Below are 18,776 nucleotides of genomic sequence, written 5' to 3' on the forward strand. Positions count from 1 at the left end.
CCCCCTCCCACCACCGCCGGACGATTGCCGCTCAGCTCGCCTGCACCGCGACGCGGCGCGCGACCCAACGTGCACGCAGCGCGTCGTACGCGAGGTTGAAGCAGAACGTGTACGGCAGGAAGAACAGCACGATGCCGAGGTCGAGCAGCAGCGCCTCGACGAGGCTCACGTTCAGCCACCACGCGGCCACCGGCACCACCATCGCGACGAGGCCGAGCTCGAACACGACCGCGTGCGCGATCCGCATCCCGAGCGTGCGCGTGAGGCCGGCGCGGCGCTCGAAACGGTCGAACAGCGTGTTGAACGTCATGTTCCAGGCCATCGCGATCAGCGACACCATCACCGTCAGCACGCCGACGTGCGACACCGGCATGTCGAGCAGCCACGCGCCGATCGGCGCGCACAGCGCGATCGCCACCAGCTCGAACGTCAGCGCGTGAACGAGGCGTTCCGTCACCGTTTTGTTCATCTGTTTCATGGTTCCCTCCAATTCGGTTGTGCAGCAAATGTCGGCCATTTTGATCGGCGTACATGCATGAATCCAGTTTGATACCATCGGTTTTACCGATACAACGATGTGAGATCCACGCATGCGCCACGCCCCCGAAGCCCTGCTCGCCTTCGCCGAAGCCGCTCTGCTCGGCTCGTTCACGGCCGCCGCGCGCAAGCTCGGCAAGCGCCAGTCGACGGTGTCCGAAGCGATCGCGAACCTCGAGATCGATCTCGGCGTGCAGTTGTTCGACCGCTCGACGCGAACACCGACGCTGACCGATGCCGGACGCGCGCTGTTGCCGCAGGTGCAGCGCGCACTGGAAGCCGGCGCGGCGATCGACCGCACCGCCGCGCGGCTCGCGCAGGGGGAGGAAGCACGGCTGACGCTCGTCGTGTCCGATACGTATCAATCGAAGCGTTACGAGGAAACCTTGATGGCGCTCGAGCGGCGCTTTCCGACGCTGGAACTCGAATGCCAGATTGCCGAACACGAGGACGTGCTCGACCTGATCCAGCAGGGCCGCGCACAGCTCGGGCTGATGGCCGCGCGCGCCGTCTATCCGCCCGATATCGGCGCGGCGACGGTGGCGGAGGAATCGGAGATCGGGCTGTTCGTCGGGCGCACGCACGCGCTGGCGGCCTGCGGCGACGCTGACGTGCCGCATTCGGCGCTGCGCGACGCGCGCGAGCTGCGCCTCAACACGTACGTGAAACCGGAGGATCGCGGCGCCGACGACCGGATCGTCATCGGCACGCAGCGCTGGCTCGCGCCGAGCTACCTGATGCTGCTGGAGATGGCGGTGCTGGGGTTCGGCTGGGCCGAGCTGCCGCGCTGGATGGTCGAGCACTTCGCGCGCGATCGCCTCTGCGAGCTGCGCTCGCGCGGCTGGCCGCGCCGCGTGCGGGTCGATGCGGTGTGGTCGCGCAACCGGCCGCTCGGCCCGGCCGGCGCGTGGCTGCTCGATGCGATGCTGGCCGCGTAGCGGCGCGCGGCATCGCGCCGGCGGCAGGCGCCGAACGGCGCCGCAAGGTCAGGTGTTCGCGATCAGAAGCCGCGCGACAGCACGGCCGCGCCGATCGTCACGACGCCGAGCACGAGGTTGACGACGACGAGCAGGCGCACCGTGTTCACCGCGCGCGCGCCGTCCGGCCAGTTCTGCGCCTGAACCGCGCGGCGGATGCGCGGGAACAGCGCAAAGCGGATGTGGCCGAAGATCAGCATCATCACGACACCGAGCCCCGCCATCGCGTGCAGCGTCCACGTCGCGTGCGCGCCGCCGAATGCTGTGAGCAGGAAACCGCCGGACAGCAGGATCACGATCACCGAGCCCGACACCCAGTTGAAGAAACGGCCGAACACGCCCTCGATCAGCGGCAGTCGCAACTGCGGCGTCAGGTCGGACAGCGCCGGGCGCAGGCAGAAGTTCGCGAAGACCATCCCGCCCACCCACACGGCGACGGCCAGCAGATGAAGAAACAGCGCGACGGCAACGGCGTGGGACATGGCGGCAATCCTGGTATGAGTTGTGTGCAACGAACGGCCGCGTCATGCGCGGTCTCGAGCGACGTTCGACCGGCGCGCCGCCGCGCGGTTCAGACCCCTGGCGGAATTTCACAATATTTTGCAAGTTCCGCGTGACGGCGCCACTCGCGCTTACCTGAGTATGTCGCGCAAAAAAGAACCGGCCGCACGCCCGCCGAAGCGGAGGTGCGGCCTTCGATGCCGGTCGAACCGGCCAACGGACGCGGCGTCAGCCGAGCAGCGGACGCAGCTCGTTGACGACCTTGAGCTTCGTTTCCGGCGCGCGGCCCTTGCGTGCACGCTTGCCGACGTGCGGCGCGAGCCCCGCGTACGACAGCGTTTCGTCCTGCGCCTTGCCGCCGCGACCGGTGCCGATCAGCACGACGCCGGCCGGGTCGATCGCGAGCGCCTGCACGAGCGTTTCCTTGTCGTCGAGCGCCATCAGGATCACGCCGCGACCGCCGCCCGACAGCGTCTTCATCTCGTCCATCCCGAACACCAGCAGACGGCCGCCGCTCGACAGACACGCGACCTGCGTCGCGTTCGGCAGCACGGGCATCGGCGCGAGCGGCACCGCGCCCGCATCGATGGTCATGAACGACTTGCCGGCCTTCACGCGGCTCACCATGTCGCCGACCTTCGCGAGGAAGCCGAAGCCGTTGCTCGACGCGAGCAGCAGTTGCTGGTCGGCCGGCGCCGCGTAGTAGTGCATCAGGTGCGAGCCCGACTCGAGCTCGATCAGCGACGTCACCGGCACGCCGTCGCCGCGCCCGCCCGGCAGCACCGACACGTCGACCGAGTACACGCGGCCGCTGCTGCCCCACGCGATCAGTCGATCGGGCGTGCGGCACTGGAACGCCGCATACAGGTGATCGCCTGCCTTGAACGAGAAGCCGGCCGGGTCGAGCCCGTGGCCCTTCAGCGCACGCACCCAGCCCTTCTGCGACACGACGACCGTCACCGGCTCGTCGACGACCTTCGCCTCGAACGTCGCGCGCTTTTCCTGCTGGATCAGCGTGCGGCGATCGTCGCCGTACTGCTTCGCATCGGCCTCGATCTCCTTGATCATCAGCCGCTTCATCGCGCTTTCGTTCGCGAGCAGCTCCTCGAGCTTCGCCTTCTCGTCGCGCAGCGCCTCGAGTTCCTTCTCGATCTTGATCTTCTCGAGCCGCGCGAGCTGACGCAGGCGGATTTCGAGGATGTCTTCGGCCTGGCGGTCGCTGAGACCGAACGCGCTCATCAGCGCGGCCTTCGGCTCATCCGACTCGCGGATGATGCGGATCACCTCGTCGATGTTCAGGAAGACGATCATCCGCCCTTCGAGGATGTGGATGCGGTCGTCGACCTTCGCGAGACGATGGCGGCAGCGGCGCGTCATCGTCAGCTGGCGGAACTTCACCCATTCGTCGAGGATCGTCAGCAGCCCCTTCTGGCCCGGCCGGCCGTCGGCGCCGATCATCACGAGGTTCAGTGTCGCGTTCGACTCGAGGCTCGTGTACGCGAGCAGCGTGTTCACGAATTCCGTCTGGTCGATCGTGCGCGACTTCGGCTCGAACACGAGCCGCACCGCCGCTTCCTTGCCCGACTCGTCGCGCACCGCGTCGAGCAGGTCGAGCATCGCCTTCTTGGTGTTGAGCTGCTCGGGCGTGAGCGTCTTCTTGCCGAGCTTGAGCTTCGGGTTGGTGAGTTCCTCGATTTCCTCGAGCACCTTCTGGCCCGACGTGTTCGGCGGCAGCTCGGTGACGACCAGCTGCCACTGGCCGCGCGCGAGATCCTCGATCTTCCAGCGCGCGCGCACCTTCAGGCTGCCGCGGCCGGTTTCATAGGCCGCCGCGATCTCGGTGTCGCTCGAGATGATCTGGCCGCCGCCCGGGAAGTCGGGGCCGGGGATCAGGTTCATCAGCTCCGCATGCGTGAGCTTCGGATTGCGGATCAACGCGACCGCCGCCGCCGCGACCTCGCGCAGGTTGTGCGACGGAATCTCGGTCGCGAGACCGACCGCGATGCCCGACGCGCCGTTCAGCAGCACGAACGGCATGCGGCTCGGCAGCGTCTTCGGTTCCTCGAACGAGCCGTCGTAGTTCGGCATGAAGTCGACCGTGCCCTGGTCGATCTCGTCGAGCAGCAGCTTCGAGATCGGCGTGAGGCGCGCTTCGGTGTATCGCATCGCCGCCGCGCCGTCGCCGTCGCGCGAGCCGAAGTTGCCCTGCCCGTCGATCAGCGGATAGCGCAGCGAGAAATCCTGCGCGAGACGCACGAGCGCGTCGTATGCCGACTGGTCGCCGTGCGGGTGGTATTTACCGAGCACGTCGCCGACCACGCGCGCCGACTTCACCGGCTTCGCGTCCGGGCCGAGGCCCATTTCGTTCATCGCGAACAGGATCCGGCGCTGCACCGGCTTCTGGCCGTCGCACACGTCGGGCAGCGCGCGGCTCTTCACGACGCTGACCGCGTAGCTGAGGTACGCCTGCTCCGCGTAGTTGCCGAGCGTCAGCGCATCGGCGTCCGGTGCGTCGGATCCGGCGAAGAGATCGGAAGTATTGTCGTCCATCTGAATTCCGTATTCGTAAGTGGCGTGAGGCCGGGCCGGGCGTCATGCCCGGCCGCGCGGGTTTAGATGTCCGCTTCGACGTCGTTGCCCTTTTCCTCGAGCCAGCCGCGTCGCGCGGCTGCCTCGCCCTTGCCCATCAGCATGGTCATCCGCGCGACGGTCGCCTCGTAGTCGAGTTCGCCGAGCTTCACCGGCATCAGGCGGCGCGTGTCGGGGTTCATCGTCGTGTCCCACAACTGCTCCGCGCTCATTTCGCCGAGACCCTTGAAGCGGCTGATGCTCCATTGCGTTTCGCGCACGCCGTCCTTGCGCAGCTTGTCGAGCGTCGCCTCGAGTTCGCCTTCGTCGAGCGCATAGAGCTTCTGCGCGGGCTTCTTGCCGCGCGCGGGCGCATCGACGCGGAACAGCGGCGGCCGCGCGACATGCACGTGACCGCGCTCGATCAGCTGCGGGAAATGCTTGAAGAACAGCGTGAGCAGCAGCACCTGGATGTGCGAGCCGTCGACGTCCGCGTCCGACAGGATGCAGATCTTGCCGTAGCGCAGGTTCGACAGGTCGACGGTGTCGTCCGGGCTGTGCGGATCGACGCCGATCGCGACCGAGATGTCGTGCACCTCGTTGTTCGCGAACAGGCGGTCACGCTCGGTTTCCCATGTGTTCAGCACCTTGCCGCGCAGCGGCAGGATCGCCTGGTATTCCTTGTCGCGGCCCATCTTCGCGGAACCGCCCGCCGAGTCGCCCTCGACGAGGAACAGTTCGTTGCGCGCGATATCTTCCGTCTCGCAGTCGGTCAGCTTGCCCGGCAGCACCGCGACGCCCGAGCTCTTGCGCTTCTCGACCTTCTGGCCGGCGCGCGTGCGCGCCTGCGCCTGCTTGATCACCAGCTCGGCGAGCTTCTTGCCGTGCTCGACGTGCTGGTTCAGCCACAATTCGAGCGCCGGACGCGAGAACGACGATACGAGCTTCACCGCGTCGCGGCTGTTCAGGCGCTCCTTGATCTGCCCCTGGAACTGCGGATCGAGCACCTTCGCGGACAGCACGAACGACACGCGCGCGAACACGTCTTCCGCGAGCAGCTTCACGCCCTTCGGCTGCAGGTTGTGCAGTTCGACGAAGCTCTTGACCGCCTGGTAGAGACCGTCGCGCAGGCCCGACTCGTGCGTGCCGCCGGCCGGCGTCGGGATCAGGTTCACGTACGACTCGCGCACGAGCGATCCTTCCTCGCTCCATGCGACGACCCACGACGCGCCTTCCCCTTCGGCGAAGGTTTCGTCGGTCGAACGCGCATCGGCGAAGCGCTCGCCTTCGAACAGCGGAATCAGCAGCTCGCTTCCGTTCATCTCGTCGAGCAGATAGCCGCGCAGGCCATCCTCGTACTTCCACGCCTGGCGCTCGCCGGTCTTCTCGTTGACGAGCACGACCTCGACGCCCGGCAGCAGCACGGCCTTCGAGCGCAGCAGACGCTGCAGCTCGCCGAGCGGCAGGTTCGGCGAATCGAAATACTTCGGATTCGGCCAGACCTGCACGCGCGTGCCGGACTTCTTCTCGCCGCGGCCCGCGCCTTGCGTCGCGAGCGGCTTCACGACGTCGCCTTCGGCGAAGCCGAGCTCGGCGATCTTGCCGTCGCGCCAGACCGTCACGTCGAGACGCGTCGCGAGCGCGTTCGTCACCGACACGCCGACGCCGTGCAGGCCGCCCGAGAACGTGTACGCGCCACCGGCGGCCTTGTCGAACTTGCCGCCCGCGTGCAGGCGCGTGAACACGATCTCGACGACCGGCACGCCCTCTTCGGGGTGCATCCCGAACGGGATGCCGCGGCCGTCGTCCTCGACCGACACCGACTGGTCGGCATGCAGCGTGACCGTGATCTGCTTGCCGTAGCCGCCGAGCGCCTCGTCGGACGCGTTGTCGATGACTTCCTGAATGATGTGCAGCGGATTTTCGGTACGGGTGTACATGCCGGGCCGCTGCTTGACCGGCTCGAGACCCTTGAGCACCTTGATCGATGCTTCGCTATAGGCCGCGCTGGGCTTCTTCGTTGACATAGGCGCTGAATTTCGTCATTCATCGGGACGTTGTCCACACCTCGTGTGGATAACGTCGTGGACAAAACGTTGAGTTCCGTAAAAAAGCGAATCGAAACAACGGTGTGCTTGGACTGCTCCGAAAGCGGGCGCGCGGCGTTCGCTGCGCTGCCCGGGACGCGCGGTATTTTACTGGTTCCGCGTGGCGCGCCGTCGCAAGTTCAATTACACGGCGCACGGGGCGTCAGACCGGCTTGCGCTTTGCCTCGAGCGTCTCCCACCGCTCGAGCGCGGCGAGGAGCTCGTCGTCGATCGCCGCGAACCGTTCGGTCAGGCGCGTGCCTTCCTGCGGATCCTTCGCGAAGATCGAACCGTCCTCCAGCTGCGCGTTGATCGTCTTCTGTTCTTCCTCGAGCGCCGCGATCCTCTCCGGCAGCGCATCGAGTTCGCGCTGCTCGTTGAACGACAGCTTCACCGTGCGCTGTGCGTTTCGGCCGGCCGCGCTTTTCGCCGCGTCTTCCTTGACCGGCGCCGCCTCCTTCACCGCGCGCTTCGCCGCCTCCTGCTGCGCGAGTTGCTGCGAACGCTCGCTCTGGATCTGCCAGTCGGTGAAGCCGCCGACGTATTCGCGCCACTTGCCGTCGCCCTCGGCCGCGATCACTGACGTGACGACGTTGTCGAGGAACGCGCGATCGTGGCTGACGAGCAGCACCGTGCCGTCGTAGTCGGCCAGCAGCTCTTCGAGCAGTTCGAGCGTCGGGATGTCGAGGTCGTTGGTCGGTTCGTCGAGCACCAGCACGTTGGCCGGCCGCGCGAACAGGCGCGCGAGCAGCAGCCGGTTGCGCTCGCCGCCCGACAGCGACTTCACCGGCGAGCGTGCGCGCTCCGGCGCGAACAGGAAATCGCCGAGATAGCTCATCACGTGCTTGCGCACGCCGCCGATCTCGACCCATTCGCTACCGGGGCTGATCGTGTCGGCCAGGCTCTTTTCCTGGTCGAGCTGCGCGCGCATCTGGTCGAAATAGGCGACCTGCAGGTTCGTGCCGGTGCGCACCGTGCCCGCGTCGGGCTTCAGTTCGCCGAGGATCAGCTTGAGCAGCGTGGTCTTGCCGGCGCCGTTCGGGCCGACGAAACCGATCTTGTCGCCGCGCATGACCGTCGTCGAGAAGGTGTCGACGACCGTGCGATCGCCGTAGCGCTTCGTCACGTCCGTCAACTCCGCGACGATCTTGCCCGACTTCTCGCCCTGCGCGACGTCGAGCTTCACGTTGCCCTGCGAATTGCGGCGCTCCGCGCGCTCGTTGCGCATCTGCACGAGCCGCGCGATGCGCCCGACGCTGCGCGTGCGGCGCGCCTCGACGCCCTTGCGGATCCACACTTCTTCCTGCGCAAGCAGCTTGTCGAACTTCTCGTTTTCCACGCGCTCGACTTCGAGCTGCTGCGCCTTGCGCGTCTGATACGCGGAGAAATTGCCCGGATACGACAGCAGCCGGCCGCGATCGAGCTCGACGATGCGCGTCGCGACGCGGTCGAGGAACGCGCGATCGTGGGTGATGAACAGCAGGCCCGCGCGCTGCGCGACGAGCAGTTCTTCCAGCCAGCGGATGCCGTCGAAGTCGAGGTGGTTGGTCGGTTCGTCGAGCAGCAACACGTCGGGCTGGAGCACGAGCGCGCGCGCCAGCGCGACACGTTTCTGCATCCCGCCCGACAGCGCGTCGACCTGTGCGTCGCCGTCCGTCAGGCCGATCTGCGCGAGCGTCATCGACACGCGCGTACGCCAGTTCCATGCATCGTGGGCATCGAGCGACGACTGCAGCGCGTTCATCCGCGCGAGCAACGCGTCGTGCTCGGCGCCTTCGGGCGTCTCCGCGAGGCGGTGCGCGATCGAATCGTATTCTTCGAGCACTTCGCGCGTGTGCGTGAGCCCCGACGCGACGGCGTCGAACACGGTCGCGCCCGGTTCGAATTCGGGCTCCTGCGGCACGTAGACGGTCACGAGCTCCTGCTGGCGCGTGATCAGCCCGTCGTCGGGCTTCGCCAGCCCGGCGACGATCTTCAGCAGCGACGACTTGCCCGCGCCGTTGCGACCGATCAGGCCGACGCGCTCGCCGGCCTCCAGCGAGAAATCCGCGTGATCGAGCAACGCGACGTGACCGAACGCGAGTTGCGCGCCGGTAATGGAATAAAGCGACATGGGGAGACGGCGAAGAGAGAAATCGGAAGCGCCCATTGTACCGGTGGCGGACGCCTGCGCCGGGATGGCCGGACGGACTAGGCCGGTGCGCGGTTCATTTCGTGCCGCGGCGGCATGACGGCGCGCCCGGCGGACGGGGCCGGCATGCGACGCGGCGATGTTGCGCAGCTCCCGCGGCGGGCATCCGGCCGCAGCTTCCCGGCCGGGTGCGCGCATGCGGGCGGTGCGATTACTTCACGTTGACCGAGATCGTCGAGCTCAGTTCGGGACCGTACGAGCGGTGCGCGCCGTCGCCGAGCTGCAGCGTCAGCGTGTGCTGGCCGGGCGGCAGCGTCACGTCGGTTTCGGTCTGGCCCTTGCCGAAGTGCAGCGAATGGTCCGTCGCGGGGATCACGTCGCCCTTCGGCACCGGCTTGCCGTCGATCAGCAGGTGATGGTGGCCCGTATCCGGCGTCATGTCGCCGGCCGGCTTGAGCCCCATGCCTTCGAGGCCGAACTTCACGTGCACGGGGCTCGACACCGTCGCGCCGTCCTTCGGCTCGACGAAGAACACGCGCGCCTCGGCGCGCGCGAGCGTCGACACGGCCAGCGCCGCGACACATACCGCACCCGCGATCCACTTCTTGTTGAGCATCGTTTCCTCCTTCAGATTGAAAGGCTCACGAAGCATACACTGCGTGCGCGGCCCGCGCGATGACGTCCGTTGTTCGCGATGCGCACGTTTAAAACGACGTTGCAGAGGCGTTCGGCGAAATTCCGGTACCATTGCGCCTTTCGTCCGCCGGCCACACCGCGGACGGCATCACAGATTTTCATCATTCCGAGCACCACATGAGCGAAGTAACCGAATACCAGAGCTGGGTCTGCCTGATTTGCGGGTGGGTCTACAACGAAGCGGAAGGCTTGCCCGACGAGGGCATCCCCGCCGGCACCCGTTTCGCCGACATTCCCGCCGACTGGCGCTGCCCGCTGTGCGACGTGGGCAAGGAAGATTTCGTCGTCGTCGATTTCTGATTCGGGCTTCCGGACACGATCGAGCGCGCGCGGCGCGCATCGGCACGCATTCCGTCCGCCGATGCGCCGCGCGTTTGCTATACTCTGCGCGCTGTCCACATCGCCGTCCCGTTCGCGTCTTCTGTGCGTGAAACTGCGGACATGGCTCTCCCCGTAGTTCAATGGATAGAACAAGCGCCTCCTAAGCGCTAGATACAGGTTCGATTCCTGTCGGGGGGACCAGCCAAGCTCCCAACCATCCCCAAGATTCACAAGAAATCGCCCGCTCAGGCCCGTCTGGCGGCCTTCTAGCTCCCATCGTTACCCAAGGCTGCTCAGTGACAGCCAGAGAAAGGGTTGGGTATTTTTGTTGGTATCAGCGGATACCAACAACACGGATACCAACAATGCCTCTCACTGACATACAGGTGCGGAACGCGAGGGCCAGCGCGGCACCATACAAACTGACGGACGGCAACGGGATATTCTTGCTCGTCCAACCGAACGGCGCGAAGTACTGGCGTTTGTCCTACCGCTTCCTTGGCAAGCAGAAGACGCTCGCCCTCGGCGTCTATCTGCCGGAGCGCAGACGGATGATGCAGGCATGAGGGAACACCTCGATCCGCATCATGGCTGGAGCGGCAGTCATCCCTAGCCGAACCGACGACGTTCGTGCGTCAGTTCCACCAGACGCGCTGCTAGTACCTCGTTCTCGTGGCCCCGGCTTCGCGTCGCAATGCAACACACCGCGGGAAAACCCGACAAGCCGGCAGGCGCCGCGTTCGGAGATATCGACCTTCTCCCGAATCGCCATCACCGCTTCGCATTTGGCTTGGGGGCTCAGCGCTTTCCCTTCACGACCACCTTGAGCGCTTTCATGTCGACCATCGCTCCAGGCAGCAGATTCTTGAGCCGCGTGTTCTCGCTGTCCAGGTCCTTGAGTCGGCGAGCTTCAGATACCCCATGCCGCCGAACTTCGCGCGCCAAGGGTGGAACGATGCGTCACTGAACCCAGTGCTCCTGCACAGCTCCTTGACCGGCATACCGGCCCCGGCCGCCTTCAGACAACCGATGATTTGCTCGTCCGCAAAGCGCTTCTTCATGTTCGTCTTCCCGGAAAACGAACTTTGCTAGATCCCGACTCGCCCTGTTTGCTGTGGGCCGAGTCACCTCCAGCCCCGAAATCACGCACCTGCGGGGTATCGTCGCGATTCGCTTTCCAGCGCCGGGGCGTCCCCGGTCGTTATCCAGATCTTCTGTATGCCGACGCCAAGCAGCCGGCCATCGTTACCCGTACCGCTTTGCTGCGGAGAGCGCGGCAAAGCCGGTTGGATCCAGATTGCGCGTGCTGCAGTGGGATTGTCAAAGCGCAACGCGAATTCGCGAATCTCGGCACCTGGAATCACGGTTTCGGTCTGTTGACCAATCACGATGCTTGAAGGTTTCCCAATGTTCGGCCCGTATCCCTGCATGCGCACGTGCAGCGTGAATCGTGCTGGAAGCGGCTGAACGAAGGTCAACTCCACACCGGGGAACACACTGGCATCCGACCAACGCCCCCAGTCTTCTCGCATCGATAAACCGCGAACGTTCTCGAGGAACCTCGGAAAACTTGTTTGGGTAAGGTCAATGCCTTCGCTGAGTGAGTTGTTGTTCCGCGGCCCCAATTTGTCGACCACATAGCCAGCCCGCTCCATGATCTGATGTGCCGTCATTCCGGAAAGATCCACGTTGGTCGTTCCAGCCGACCGGCTTGCAAGAGCAAAGAAGACCTGGTCGCCGGTCCGGCTGACAGTCGGCGCAACACCGAGGTTCCGAGTAAGCTCGGCTTCGATGGCAGCGCCGTTGTCAGCATAACCGCGCCGGTCGATATAGATACCGTTGAAGCCGATTCGCCTGATCACTTCTATCTGCCGTGCGACGGGTTCGAGCGCGAGGTAGCGAAAGAACAGATCGCCGTCGCGACCCTTCATACCGCCGAAGCTCCACCTGAGCGCACTGGTATGCAAAAAGGGGCGTGCCAGATCGTATGGCTCGAGGCGGTTGAGCGTGGGTCCTTCGGGAAACCCGACGTATGGCAATTGATAGATCGCACTTCCGGCCGGAACCTGCTGTTCGATCGCACGCGCGAAACTCGCGTCGCTATTGAATTCAACCTTGTTTTTTTCAAGACGAGTCAGAGAGGGCGACGTTGTCTGATCCCATAGCGCAAATGCACACAACGCCAAAGTGAACGTCGCGATCCGGAGAGAAGCGCGTTCGCCGGCGCACAGATATCGCTGGATCAACAGCAATACCGCAGCAATTGACATAAAGGCAACAAATACACTGACCCGATTCCAGGCTCGAATCATCGGGCTGACGAGCAGGCTGAATATGCCGGAAAATCCACCGATCGTGCAGAACAACACCAGCACGATCGTGAGACTTGCAAGGAGTTGCAGGGGCTCTTCAGGAATGCGCCGCTGCGTCGGCACGACCACAAAAATCACGAGGCTCAGCAAGCCAACGCTGCCGATGATGCCAAGCGATGCAAAGGCATTTTCGTTGACGAGCGGAAAGGTCGTCGAGTAGTCCGCCGTAAGCTTTGCAAACGGCTTATAACGATGATCCGGCCGCGGCAGCAGAAGCTGATCGATCTTGAGACCGTATAGTTCCGCTTCGCCGGGCGAGCGCCACGCCGCCTCCTGATTAACGCCGTGCTGCATCCGATAGATCAGGTTCGGACTGACGTTGGCCACAATGCCGAACGATACGATCGTCACGGCCACGATGGCAGGCCAGATCGCCTTAATCGCCTTTTGTTGAACCGATCGCACGATGCCGGCCGTAAGCAGGCAAAGAACGCCAAAGAACGCGTAATACACGCCGAAACATGAAAGCACGAGCAGGATCAACGCATCGAGCAGCGTTCTCTTCACGGCGCGTCGCTCGAAACTGAAAGACATTTCACCATCCCAGATCCGCTTGGCGAACCAGACGAACATCGGTGCGGCGAAGTACCAAGTATAAAAGAGATGGTGGAGTCGAAGAAAATGGAACGGAAGCAGCGTGAAGATGAATCCTCCCGCGAAACTCAGCACCTTCGAGATCCGAAGCTTCCGGAGCACCCAGTATGCCGCGACCGCATTGAGTGGAAATCCAATCAAATAGTAGAGGTCGAGCGCGGTAGCGGGATTACCGAAAGTCCGGCCAAGAACCTTGAGCACGAGCATACTGCCCGAGTCCGGAATCGGATAGTCATACAGACTAGCGCCGAACGGCGCGCCCAATAGTTCAGTGCTGAAGAACCAGTGACTCCTCACCGCACGCTGTATCAACGAGAGAGTGAAAATGCCATCGCTTCCATAGATGAGCGGGAGATGAAGACCGAGATAGGCTGCACCCGATAGCTGCCAGCCCACGACCAGACACACCATCATCAGCGTGCCTGAAAAAGTCCACTCGGAAGCCAACCGATTTTCTGACGATTGCATGTGGGAGATTCTGCCGGGAGGTCGATCGTTCATGCCGTTTGCTCAGGAGATCATCTGGACTGTCGATCAATTCGGCCTCGAGACCGCTTGAGCCTCAATGGCGGTCCCACCCGAATTGATCCGTTCGCGCTCGACCACCAACGGTCTCTTTTGCGCATAGGTAAGAATCGCGCCCACATACTCGCCAAGCAGGCCAATAAAGAACAACTGCACCGACGCAAAGAAAAATAGACCGATCAGCATCGGAGCGCTGCCCATCGAGAAGCTGCTCCAGAACACGAGCTTCAAGACGAAATACATGAACGAGACGAAAAGGCTCAGGCCGGAAAGGACAAACCCGGCGATCGTGGCAAGCCGCAACGGTACCTTCGAATGCGAGGTAATACCCAGCATTGCGATATCGTAGAGCGTGTAGAAGTTGTTCTTCGATATCCCCCGTTTGCGGCGCGGCTGGACGTATGGAATCTGTTTGATCTCGAACCCGATCTCGCACACGAGGCCGCGGAAGTAAGGGTATGGATCATCGATCTGTCGCAGGATCTCGATGACCTTGCGGTCGTAAAGCCCGAACCCCGTAAAGTTCTGGATCAGCGTGACGTTGGCGATCTGCGTGACCAGACGATAGTACATCCTGCGCAGCGCGAAGAAGAGCGCTGACTCTTTCGATTCAGGCTTTACGCCGACCACGACGGGTGCGCCAGCGAGCCAGTTCTTCACGAACTCGCGCATCAGTTCGGGCGGGTCCTGCAGGTCGGCGACCAGCAGAATGACAGCATCGCCCTTGGCCTGCAAAAGACCATGCATCGGTGATCGGATGTGTCCGAAGTTCCGTGCGTTAACGATCACGCCAACCGCCGGATCATCCGCAGCGATCGTTCGCAGGATGCTGACCGTCGAATCCGTCGATGCGTTGTCGATGAAGAGATGGTCGTAGGTCACCTCCGGAATCGTCGAGAACACGCGACGTGTCTCTTCGTAGACAGCCCGGACGTTTTCCTCTTCATTGAAACAAGGCGTGACAACGGTTATATGCTTCATGACAGGTTGAAGACAAAACGGCGATTCAGGATAAACGCAATGACGCTGAGCGGAAGCAACGTCAGAGCATTCGCAATATAGATGTTTGCGTCAAGACCGAGCAGCAACCGCACTCCGCCGAGATTCAACAGGTAGATCACACAGTAGACACCGACGAATCGCCAGAAGCGCGACCTCGGTGCACCGTCGAATACAAGCCGTCCGACGCTCTGGAAGTTGAAGAGCACACCGCCAACGGTGGCGAGCCCGATAGCGACGGGATAAGCGAGACCCGCGTAAGTCAGAACCGCAAACAACGAGTAGCCAACCAGTGTGTTCAGCCCTCCGACAACCAGAAAACGCAATAGCTGGACAAACGTCTTTGTCAAAGGCTCGCGGTCGAAATTAGACGCTTGCATCGAGTGCCTTCTTTATTTGCACCTTGACGGCATCCGGGGAAAGACCATGACTTTCCATCAAATAGGGATAGTTGCCGCAGAACGTACTGAATCTGTCTTGAATGCCTATACGCACGAACGTCCCGACGAAACTTCCCATCAGCGCTTCCGCGACGGCGCCACCCAATCCACCGTAAATCGAATGCTCTTCAAACGTCACGATCGCTTGCCTGCCCGCTGCAAGCCGGTGAATCGACTCGACAGGAAAGGGTTTGATGCAGGGTACGGAGACGATGTCCGCGCCACCAACAGCAGCCGCGACCTTTTGAGCCAGCCGCACACCCGAACCTGTCGCAATGAAAAGGCTCGGGTGCGCTTCGTTCGTCAGTGGGACAGCGTTGCCAGCGCGCCACGAGTCGATCGGAACGGAATGCACATCGCCAAGATCCGCCTTGCCCATCCGCAGATAGGCAGGCGCCTGTCTGTCCGAGATGTCCTGCATGCATGCAGTCAGCTCGAACCGGTCAGCAGGAGAATATATCGACAGCTGCGGGATCGCGCGAAGCGCAGCAATGTCTTCCGTACTTTGGTGGCTCGTACCCAGTTGCGCGTAGACCACTCCCGCGCCATCGCCGATGAAAGTCACCGGCAGACCTTCATAGCAGACATCGATCTTGATCTGCTCCAGAACGCGAATCGGCACAAATGCGGCGAGTCCGTAGACGATCGGTTTGAATCCGCCCTTGGCAAGACCTGCGGCTACGCCCACCATGTTCTGCTCTGCGATGCCGCAATTGATGTATTGATCGGGGCATGCTTTGCGAAATGCATCGAAGAGCGCGTAGCCGTGATCGCCCGTCAGCAGAAGAACCTTGGGATCTTGCCGCGCCGCGCCGACAATCGCATCAGAAAATGCATCCCTCATCGCTTCTCTCCCAGCTCGGCAATCGCGAGGTCATAGGTTTGCGCCGTGAGTCGCGTGTAGTGCCAGATATTTTCATGCTCCATGAACGAGACGCCCTTGCCTTTGATCGTGCGAGCCACCATCGCTTTCGGGCGCCCGTCTTTTCGGGTCTTCAGTGTCCGATACGCTTGATCGATTACGGTTTCGTCGTGACCATCGACAGAGACGGCATCGAAACCAAATGCCTCGAACTTGGCCTGGATGTCGCCGAGTCCGATCACTTCGTCTGTCGTGCCCATGGCCTGGAATCCATTTGCGTCGACGATGACGATTAGGTTGTCCAGCTTGAACTGGGCCGCAAAGAGCGCCGCCTCCCAGATTGAGCCTTCATTCAGTTCGCCGTCTCCAACGAGCGCATAGCACTTCTGATCGGTGTCGTTTCGCTTCGCAGCCAACGCAAGACCGACTCCGACGGAAAGGCCATGTCCGAGCGACCCTGCCGTAGCTTCGATACCGGGCACGTGCGCGTCGGCGAGTCCCTTGAGGCGCGTGCCATTGCCAAAGTAATGGGCGATTTCATCGTCGGCGAGCCAGCCTATTTCATTCAGACAGGCATACTGAGCCATCACACCGTGGCCTTTGCTCAGGACCATATAGTCGCGACCGGGAGAACGCGGATCGCTTGGCTCGTAGCGCAGGTGTTTGCGGTACAGCACCGCCAGCAGCTCAACGATGGAAAATGCACAACCGATATGGACGGTCGATCCTGCGAACGCCATATCGAGAATGGTCTTGCGAAGCCGGGACGATTCAAATGTCTTCATGCGATGACCGTGTTTCGGTTCCAGTTGATCGTCTTGGCAAGAGCCGACTCCAGAGTCGTATACTCCGCCACGCCAAGCGAATGACGCGCTAGAGAGGTCGAAGGTATATAGCGCGGCGCCGGACCGGACGCAGGCGCCATGTCCGGCACGGCGGCCTCGCGTGCCCTGCATAGCGTCTCCACCATGCGAGCGAGTTCGAGAATCGACACTGCGCGCTCCGAGCCTACGTTATAGGCGCGCCCCGTCACGCCTCCGTGCAGCATGCGCAGAAGCCAGACACAGGCATCGGCGATGTACAGATAGCTGCGTAGGGGCCGCCCGTCGCCCTTGATGACGATGCGCTGCCCCGCCAGCGCATCGCGGATGAAGTTGCCGGCGGCAAATGGACCGTCCATCGGGATACCCGGCCCGACGAGCGCGTAGATTCGCGCAATGGAAACATCGATGTCATGCTGCTCGCCGTAGGTCGATGCGAGCCATTCAGCCGACCTCTTTCCGTGCCCGTACGCCGCTTTTGTGTCGAGCGTATCAGGCGCGCCACAATAGCTCTCAGGCGTCCGCTCCAGCGTCGAGGGCTGACGCCCGTATATGGCGCCGCTCGACGTCAGCAAAAAATGTGTCGCACCATTCGAGCACGCGAAATCCAGCACCCGACGTGTACCGGTCACATTCGCATCGAACACCCGCAAACCATCGCCAGCCTTCGTGATGTCCGCGACGTCGGTCGCTGCATGGATGCAAAGGTCGATCGCACCCATCGTGCCCGTCGTCGTTTCGAAATCGATGACATCACCTTCGTACAATGCCAGGTCAGGAGCTGCATAAAGATGCGGCGCGAACGTGCGCGCCTTTTCGGGATTGCGACTCAGTACGACAACCTCGATCCCGCTACCGAGTGTCCGATTGGCGTGCTGGACTGCTTCCAGCAACCACGATCCGATGAAACCCGTGCCACCCGTGATGAATAGTCGCGCTCCACGGAAATCCGCCCAGACATTCGCCGTATGCTGAACGATCAGTTCGAGATCTTCTCGTGGGTACGGCTTCCGCATCGATGACAACGCCTAGAAATTGACGCCGACAAACGTCTCAATTTTCTCGACGATAAAGTCAAGCATTTCGTGGCTCAGCCCCGGGTAGACGCCGACCCAGAAAGTCTGGTTCATCACGATGTCGGTATTCGTCAAAGCGCCGCTCACGCGATATTCCTGACCAATCATATAAGGCTGACGCGTGAGGTTGCCGGCAAACAGCAAGCGGGTGCCGATCTTGTTCTGGTCGAGGTAAGTCAGCAAGTCGACGCGCGAGAACTCTGCCTCGGGCTTCAGCGTGATGGGAAAGCCGAACCACGACGGATCAGCGTTCGGTGTCGCGTGCGGCAGGAGCAGATGCTCCGTACAAGTCTGCAAACGCTCGTGCAGATACGCAAAATTCTCGCGGCGCGCCTGAACGAATCCATCCAGCCGGTCCATTTGCGCGAGTGCGCACGCCGCCTGCATGTCGGTGATCTTCAGGTTATAGCCAAGGTGGGAATACGTGTACTTGTGATCATAGCCTTCCGGGAGCGTGCCGAGCTTCCAGCAAAAGCGCTTGCCGCACGTATTGTCCTTACCGGGCGCGCAATAGCAGTCGCGGCCCCAGTCACGGAAGGATTCGGCGATGAGTTTCAATTCCGGATTGTTGGTGAACACCGCGCCACCCTCGCCCATCGTGATGTGATGGGCCGGGTAGAAACTGAGCGTGCCGATATCGCCGAAGGTGCCGACCAGTTGGCCATTGTAAGTTGCGCCGAGCGCGTCGCAGCAGTCTTCAATCAGCCACAGGTTGTACTTCCTGCACAACGCGGTGATTGCCTCGAGGTTATACGGGTTGCCAAGCGTATGGGCGAGCATGATCGCCTTGGTTTTGGGCGAGATGGCCGCCTCGATCTTCGTCGCATCGATGTTGTACGTCCCCAATTCGACGTCTACGAATACAGGAACCGCACCGAATTGAAGAATCGGGTTGACCGTCGTCGGAAACCCTGCCGCGACGCCGATGACTTCGTCACCCGGACGAATGGCGCGGTCACCAAGTTTCGGCGAGGTCAAGGTCGAGAATGCCACTAGATTCGCCGACGAGCCGGAGTTCACGGTGATCAGGTACTCGACGCCGAGATACGCCGCGAGCCTTTTTTCGAACGCTTCGTTGAATCGTCCCGTCGTCAGCCAACCATCGAGGGATGCCTCGACCATGAGTTCCATTTCCCGTGCGCCAATCACCTTGCCTGACGGAGGCACCGCCGTCTGGCCAGGCTCGAAGGCAGGGCGTCGAGTCGCGAGCTCGCCATACTGTTTGACGAGCTCGATGATTTGCGTGCGGATTTGATCTGTGTTCATTGC

15 protein-coding genes, 1 tRNA gene and 2 pseudogenes are annotated in these 18,776 nt (G+C 62.5%); 4 read left to right on the forward strand and 14 right to left on the reverse strand.

The genetic code is table 11. The features are described 5' to 3' along the window. Positions 1–31 precede the first annotated feature (31 nt). A complete protein-coding gene (locus WS49_RS10145) occupies positions 32–478 on the reverse strand; it encodes a multidrug/biocide efflux PACE transporter (RefSeq protein WP_059527391.1) in 447 nt (148 codons plus the stop codon). Between the two features lie 112 nt (positions 479–590). On the opposite strand from WS49_RS10145, the gene WS49_RS10150 reads away from it, so the two are divergent. Continuing rightward, positions 591–1,475, forward strand: a complete 885-nt coding sequence (locus WS49_RS10150; protein WP_059527394.1) for a LysR family transcriptional regulator — start codon at positions 591–593, stop codon at positions 1,473–1,475. Between the two features lie 62 nt (positions 1,476–1,537). On the opposite strand, the gene WS49_RS10155 is transcribed toward WS49_RS10150, so the two are convergent. The 5 genes from WS49_RS10155 to WS49_RS10175 all read right to left on the reverse strand — a co-directional run bounded on the left by WS49_RS10155 (position 1,538) and on the right by WS49_RS10175 (position 9,417). Continuing rightward, positions 1,538–1,996, reverse strand: coding sequence for a CopD family protein (locus WS49_RS10155; RefSeq protein WP_059448642.1), 459 nt, complete (start codon positions 1,994–1,996; stop codon positions 1,538–1,540). Between the two features lie 247 nt (positions 1,997–2,243). Beyond that, positions 2,244–4,565 (reverse strand): DNA topoisomerase IV subunit A, encoded by a 2,322-nt coding sequence (gene parC, locus WS49_RS10160; RefSeq protein WP_059527396.1) that lies wholly within the window; start codon positions 4,563–4,565, stop codon positions 2,244–2,246. Positions 4,566–4,627: 62 nt separating this feature from the next. Then, complete coding sequence (locus tag WS49_RS10165) at positions 4,628–6,610, reverse strand: DNA topoisomerase IV subunit B (RefSeq protein WP_059527399.1); 1,983 nt, start codon at positions 6,608–6,610, stop codon at positions 4,628–4,630. A 223-nt stretch (positions 6,611–6,833) separates the two neighbouring features. Next, positions 6,834–8,783, reverse strand: a complete 1,950-nt coding sequence (locus WS49_RS10170) for an ATP-binding cassette domain-containing protein (RefSeq protein ID WP_059527402.1) — start codon at positions 8,781–8,783, stop codon at positions 6,834–6,836. A 229-nt stretch (positions 8,784–9,012) separates the two neighbouring features. Next, the gene (locus WS49_RS10175) at positions 9,013–9,417 is read right to left on the reverse strand and encodes a DUF4399 domain-containing protein (protein WP_059528288.1); all 405 of its coding nucleotides are present in this window, start codon (positions 9,415–9,417) and stop codon (positions 9,013–9,015) included. Between the two features lie 197 nt (positions 9,418–9,614). Here WS49_RS10175 and WS49_RS10180 point away from each other — a divergent pair, with 197 nt between their 5' ends. The 3 genes and pseudogenes from WS49_RS10180 to WS49_RS10190 all read left to right on the forward strand — a co-directional run. Continuing rightward, positions 9,615–9,797: a rubredoxin gene (locus WS49_RS10180; protein ID WP_006478164.1), complete on the forward strand. Its 183-nt coding sequence runs from the start codon at positions 9,615–9,617 to the stop codon at positions 9,795–9,797. Between the two features lie 147 nt (positions 9,798–9,944). Beyond that, positions 9,945–10,019, forward strand: a tRNA-Arg gene (locus tag WS49_RS10185). Between the two features lie 164 nt (positions 10,020–10,183). Further along, a pseudogene (locus tag WS49_RS10190) lies at positions 10,184–10,351 on the forward strand (Arm DNA-binding domain-containing protein); the annotation flags it as partial. Positions 10,352–10,500: 149 nt separating this feature from the next. Here WS49_RS10190 and WS49_RS10195 read toward each other — a convergent pair. The 8 genes and pseudogenes from WS49_RS10195 to rfbH all read right to left on the reverse strand — a co-directional run. After that, positions 10,501–10,879 (reverse strand): annotated as a pseudogene (locus tag WS49_RS10195) (transposase); the annotation flags it as partial. 81 nt (positions 10,880–10,960) lie between these two features. Next, the gene (locus WS49_RS10200; RefSeq protein WP_059527405.1) at positions 10,961–13,285 is read right to left on the reverse strand and encodes a DUF7024 domain-containing protein; all 2,325 of its coding nucleotides are present in this window, start codon (positions 13,283–13,285) and stop codon (positions 10,961–10,963) included. A gap of 33 nt (positions 13,286–13,318) precedes the next feature. Continuing rightward, positions 13,319–14,290: a glycosyltransferase family 2 protein gene (locus WS49_RS10205; RefSeq protein ID WP_059527408.1), complete on the reverse strand. Its 972-nt coding sequence runs from the start codon at positions 14,288–14,290 to the stop codon at positions 13,319–13,321. After that, positions 14,287–14,688, reverse strand: coding sequence for a GtrA family protein (locus WS49_RS10210; protein WP_059527414.1), 402 nt, complete (start codon positions 14,686–14,688; stop codon positions 14,287–14,289). Before WS49_RS10210 ends, WS49_RS10205 begins: the two co-directional genes overlap by 4 nt. Further along, positions 14,675–15,592 carry a transketolase family protein gene (locus WS49_RS10215; RefSeq protein WP_059527417.1) on the reverse strand — a complete coding sequence of 306 codons (918 nt, stop codon included), beginning with the start codon at positions 15,590–15,592 and terminating at the stop codon, positions 14,675–14,677. The genes WS49_RS10210 and WS49_RS10215 overlap by 14 nt, the downstream gene beginning before the upstream one ends. After that, positions 15,589–16,395, reverse strand: a complete 807-nt coding sequence (locus WS49_RS10220) for a transketolase (protein WP_059527420.1) — start codon at positions 16,393–16,395, stop codon at positions 15,589–15,591. Before WS49_RS10220 ends, WS49_RS10215 begins: the two co-directional genes overlap by 4 nt. Continuing rightward, complete coding sequence (locus WS49_RS10225; RefSeq protein WP_059527423.1) at positions 16,392–17,447, reverse strand: NAD-dependent epimerase/dehydratase family protein; 1,056 nt, start codon at positions 17,445–17,447, stop codon at positions 16,392–16,394. The genes WS49_RS10220 and WS49_RS10225 overlap by 4 nt, the downstream gene beginning before the upstream one ends. A 12-nt stretch (positions 17,448–17,459) precedes the next feature. Next, a complete protein-coding gene (gene rfbH, locus WS49_RS10230; RefSeq protein WP_059527425.1) occupies positions 17,460–18,773 on the reverse strand; it encodes a lipopolysaccharide biosynthesis protein RfbH in 1,314 nt (437 codons plus the stop codon). Positions 18,774–18,776 lie beyond the last annotated feature (3 nt).

This window comes from Burkholderia sp. RF7-non_BP4, from assembly GCF_001521935.1.
In the GTDB taxonomy this organism is placed as follows: Bacteria; Pseudomonadota; Gammaproteobacteria; order Burkholderiales; family Burkholderiaceae; genus Burkholderia; species Burkholderia diffusa.